The following is a 4,296-nucleotide window of genomic DNA, read 5'->3' as shown; positions in this document are numbered from 1 at the left end:
GGGCGCCGTTGCCCACCCCCGTGGGGCAGCGGCGCGCCGGAGCGTGTGGGCCGGGGATGCGGCCGGGCGGCCGCGCTCGGCGGGCCGGTGCGGTCGATCCTGCTCAATGCGTGACCGACTGTCAACTATCGTGGATCGCACCCGGAGGGACTCCCGGATTCCGGCACGGCTCGCGCACCGGAACAGCACTTCTTCCTCAACGATCGTGCAGGATGGGCCGGTCGGGGGATTCTGGCGTAGCGTCAGATCGTTCTATGATCCGCGCATGTCCACCGAATCTGCGCGACCGGAGGGCTCCGCCGGGCCGTCCGGTGAGGGGGCCGGGCCCGACACGGGCTCCCCCGACTTCGCGGCCCGCTTCCGGCGCCTGATCAAGGTGATCTACCCGAAGGACCTCGGCCGCCCCTGGCGGGACACCGAGATCGCCCTCGGCACCGGCCTCAGCGGGACGTACATCGGGAACCTGCGCAAGGGCACCCAGAAGCCGAGCCTGGAGAACGCGGTGAAGATCGCCAAGTTCTTCGGCGTGCCCCTGGACTACTTCAGCGACTCCGCGACCGCGCAGGCCGTCGAGCGCGACCTGCAGCGGATCGAGGCGCTCCGCGACGCCCGGGTGGAGCGGATCGCGATGCGGGCGGCCGGCCTTCCGCCGGAGATGCAGGACGCCGCCCTCACGGTCGTGGAACAGTTGCGCAGGGCGGTCGGACTGCCCGACGACGGTGGCCCGGCGGAGTGACGTGACCGGGCAGCAGGAGACGCCGCTGGGCCACTGGCGGCTTCCCGAAGGGGAGCACGTGCGAGGTGTGGGACGTACCCGCCGCCGGATGCGGGCCGTGGCCAGGCAGCTGGGGCTGCCTCCGCTGAGCACGGTGGAGGAGCTGTGCACGGCGGTCGCCGAACGGACGGGCCGTCCCGTCCGGCTGGCACCGCGCCGGATGCGGGTGGGGGAGCCCTCCGGCTTCGTCGAGCGGCTGCCCGGCGAGGACGTCGTCCACTTCGAGCAGGAGACCTCGGGCCTGCACCAGGCCCACATCGTCTGCCACGAGCTCGCCCACCTGCTCTGCGGGCACCTGCCGGAGGCCGCCCCGCCGGACGCGGAGACCGCCGCGGTGGAGCTGCCCACCATCGACCCGGACGTCCTGCGCATGGTCCTCGGCCGCTCGCACTACGACGACGCGGCGGAGGAGGAGGCGGAGGTGCTCGGCGCGGAGCTGCTGCGGATCCTGGTGCTCGCGCCGGGCGCCGGGACGACCTCGCAGCTGGCGCCCGCCCTGGAGCACCGCAAGGGCCAGCATGTCTGAGCAGTTCGCGGCCCCGGCGGTGTCCGAGGCGCCGTTCAACGCCGTCTACCTGGCGATCGGCGCGGCGGCCTGGGCGGTCGCCGCCCTCAAGTTCAGGGCCTGGCGGCGCGACCCCTCGCCCGGCCTGCTGGTGGTGGCGCTGGCGATCGCCTCGCCGGCGAGCTCCTTCCTGATGGCCTCGCCCGTCCTCTACCGGGCGATCGACCGGCTCGCGCACACCGGCAACCTGGCCACCCTGCTGGTGTACCTGGGCATCACCGGCTTCTCCGCGGCCGCCGTGGTGCTGGCGCTGATCTGGACCCCGCCGGGGGACCGGGACGGCGACCGGATCTGGGACGTCTCCTCGTCCGGCACCCGGCGGCGGATCCGGGCCCGGCTGACGCTGTTCGCCGTGCTGGCCGCACTGATGGCGGTGCTGTTCGCCGCCGGCCGGGCGGGTGCGCCGGAGACGCCGCTCACCTTCGACACCACCTTCGCGACGGTGCCCGCGATCGCCTGCTTCCTGGTGCTGTACCAGGGCGCCTTCGCCTTCGCGCTGATCGACATCGCCCGGGTCTGCCGCGGCCACGCCGCCCGGCTGCCGGCCGGTTGGCTGCGCGGCGGCATCCGGCTGATCGCCCTCGGCTCGGCCACCGCCTGCCTCTACGTGCTCTGCAAGATCGTCGCGATCGGGGCGGCCGCCGCCGGGATCGGCGGCGCCGAGTGGCTGAGCACCGCCGCCGGGCCGGCCTTCGCCGCCGTCGGCGCCCTGCTGATCACCGCGGGCTTCGCCGGCCCGGCGGGCGCCAACTGGGCCCGGCGCCGACGCGACTACCGGGCGCTGCGCCCGCTCTGGGACCTCGTCTACCGCGCCGACCGGCGGCTCGCCCTGGAGGCGCCGCCCGCCCGCTGGACGGAGCGCCTGGCCCTGCGCGACCTGGAGTGGCGCACCACCCGGCGCGGCCTGGAGATCCGGGACGGCCAGCTCACCCTGCGGCCCTGGGTGGACCCGGCCGTGGTCGCCGGCAGCGCCCGGATCGCCGAGCGGGCCGGGCTGGACGACCCCGAGCGGGCCGCCCTCGTGGTCGCCGCCGCACTGCGCTCCGCCGTCGCCGCACTGGACGCCGGACGGCCGCCGCGGCCCCGCGAGGAGCAGGCCGTGCTGCCCGGACTCGACGCGGACCCGGCGGAGGAACGGGCGCACCTCGTCCGGGTGTCCCGCGGCCTCGACGGCCCGCTGATCGCCGAGGCGCTCGCCGCCGCGGGCCCGGCATGAGCGGCGCACGGCCGCCCGGCGGTGCCCGCGACCCGTACGCGCGGCTGGTGCTGGAGGTGATGCCGGAGGAGTCCCGGGTCGGGCTGACCCTGGGCTTCGTCCGGACCTTCGGGATTCCGGAGATCGCCGCCGTGCTGCACGCCACCGGGCAGGTGACCGGGCAGCCGAAGACCCGGGCCAAGGCGACCGGGGCGGCGATGTTCACACTGATCGGGCACGGCCCGGGCAGCGCCGAGGGCCACCGGGTGGTGGAGGGGCTGCGCCGGGTCCACGACCGGCCCGGCATCACGCCCGAGCTGATGCACTACGTGCTGGCCTGCTTCACCGTCTGCCCGCTGAGGTTCATGGACGAGCACGGCCCGCGGCGGCCGGCTCCCTCGGAACGGGACGCCGCCTACGCCTTCCACCTGGAGCTCGCCGGGGCGCTCGGCCTGCCCGTGCCGCCCGGCGACGGCCTCGCGGGCACCGAGGCCTGGATGCGCGAGGTCGAGCGCCGCCGCTTCGCGCCCTCCCCGCAGGCCGGGGAGCTGTGGGCCTCCGCCCGCGGTCTGCTCGCCTCCCGGCTGCCCGGGCCGCTGGCCCCGCTCGCCCCCGTCCTGGCCGCCGCCCTGTTGGACGAGCCCCTGCGGACCGCGCTCGGCGCACCCCGGCCGCCCGCCCTCGTCCGCACCGCGGTCGACGCCGCCCTGCGTCTGCGCGCCGGACGGGCCCGCCGGGCGGCCTGACCCGGGACGGCACCGCCCGACCGCGAGAACCGGGCGGGACCGGCAGGCACCGGACGGCCACCGCCCGCGGCGGCCGGGCCGGGCGCACACTGGAGGTGCACGCCGGGCGCTCCGGCGCGGTGGAGGGGACCGGCCGCAGCACCGCGGCCGGCGGTCCGCCGCCCGTCCCCGGCCCGGAGGTGCCCGTGTCCTCAGCCCCGGCAGCCCCCCGGCGCGGTCCGTCGGCCGTGCTGCGCAGGTGGGCGGTCGGGCTCGGCCGGGGCCGCGGCCGACCGCCCGCCGAGCCCGGTGACCGCCCGCCGGACCGCGAGGCGCAGGCCGCCGCCCTGCTGGCGGTGCTGGACGCGGCGGTGGCCGAGCAGGCCGCGGCGGACCGCGCCCTCGCCGTGTGCGGGGAGCCGGGACCGGTGGCGCCGGAGCTGGCGGAGCTGCTGTCGAGGCAGGCCGTCCGGTACGGGAGGCTGACGGGCTGGCTGCGGGCGCTGCCGGCGGACGGCGACCTGGCGGGCGTCCGCGACCTGGCGATCCGGCTGGTGGCGTACCACCAGTGGATGCTGCACCAGTCGGCCAACCTGGCGTTCGCTGGCCACCACCGCCCGCGCAGCGAGGCCGCCCGGGAGCGGATCAACGGCCTGGGTGCCCCCGCGGACCGGCTGCGCGAGCTGCGCGACCGCCTGCAGGCCGATGTCCCGGAGTGACCCGGCGTCAGCCGACGGTGTGACAGGAACCCCGCCGGCCGGGCGCGGCGGGGTCGGTGGCAGCCAGTAGGCTCCGCAGGAACGGCCGCGTGCAGACCGCCGCGGCCCGGGGGGCGGTCGGCCGGCGTGACCGGCGGGCCGCACGCGAGTCATCCAGGGGGAAGTCCGTCATGCGCATCCGTCCCGCGGCCGTTGCCGCTCTGCTCGTCGCGACCGCGTTCGGCGCCGCCGCCTGCGGCCCGGAGGACTCCACCGGCGGCGGCGCGGTCGCCGCACCGGGCAAGGCGTCCGCCGCGCCCTCCGCCGCGGCGGACGGG

Annotated in this window: 5 protein-coding genes; all 5 read left to right on the top strand. The window is 77.4% G+C overall.

The annotated features are described in order from the left end of the window. Positions 1-265 precede the first annotated feature (265 nt). The 5 genes from ABZ641_RS27380 (at position 266) to ABZ641_RS27360 (ending at position 3,979) form a co-directional block, all read left to right on the top strand. Complete coding sequence (locus ABZ641_RS27380; protein WP_344627802.1) at positions 266-736, top strand: helix-turn-helix domain-containing protein; 471 nt, start codon at positions 266-268, stop codon at positions 734-736. 97 nt (positions 737-833) lie between these two features. Then, on the top strand, positions 834-1,301 hold the full coding sequence (locus ABZ641_RS27375) for a hypothetical protein (protein ID WP_344627801.1): 468 nt from the start codon (positions 834-836) through the stop codon (positions 1,299-1,301). Next, a complete protein-coding gene (locus tag ABZ641_RS27370; protein ID WP_359985848.1) occupies positions 1,294-2,556 on the top strand; it encodes an MAB_1171c family putative transporter in 1,263 nt (420 codons plus the stop codon). The genes ABZ641_RS27375 and ABZ641_RS27370 overlap by 8 nt, the downstream gene beginning before the upstream one ends. Beyond that, a complete protein-coding gene (locus tag ABZ641_RS27365; protein WP_359985846.1) occupies positions 2,553-3,281 on the top strand; it encodes an oxygenase MpaB family protein in 729 nt (242 codons plus the stop codon). The genes ABZ641_RS27370 and ABZ641_RS27365 overlap by 4 nt, the downstream gene beginning before the upstream one ends. Positions 3,282-3,466: 185 nt before the next feature. Continuing rightward, entirely contained in the window at positions 3,467-3,979 is a 513-nt protein-coding gene (locus ABZ641_RS27360) for a hypothetical protein (protein WP_359985844.1), read from the top strand. Positions 3,980-4,296 lie beyond the last annotated feature (317 nt).

This window comes from Kitasatospora sp. NPDC007106, assembly GCF_040634455.1.
GTDB classification, from domain to species: domain Bacteria; phylum Actinomycetota; class Actinomycetes; order Streptomycetales; family Streptomycetaceae; genus Kitasatospora; species Kitasatospora arboriphila.
This window is presented reverse-complemented; position numbering and strand designations above follow the sequence as displayed.

Coding starts and splice junctions, on each gene's coding strand:
- ABZ641_RS27380 (WP_344627802.1), top strand. CDS start 266: ATGTCCACCGAATCTGCGCGACCGGAGGGCTCCGCCGGGCCGTCCGGT.
- ABZ641_RS27370 (WP_359985848.1), top strand. CDS start 1,294: ATGTCTGAGCAGTTCGCGGCCCCGGCGGTGTCCGAGGCGCCGTTCAAC.
- ABZ641_RS27365 (WP_359985846.1), top strand. CDS start 2,553: ATGAGCGGCGCACGGCCGCCCGGCGGTGCCCGCGACCCGTACGCGCGG.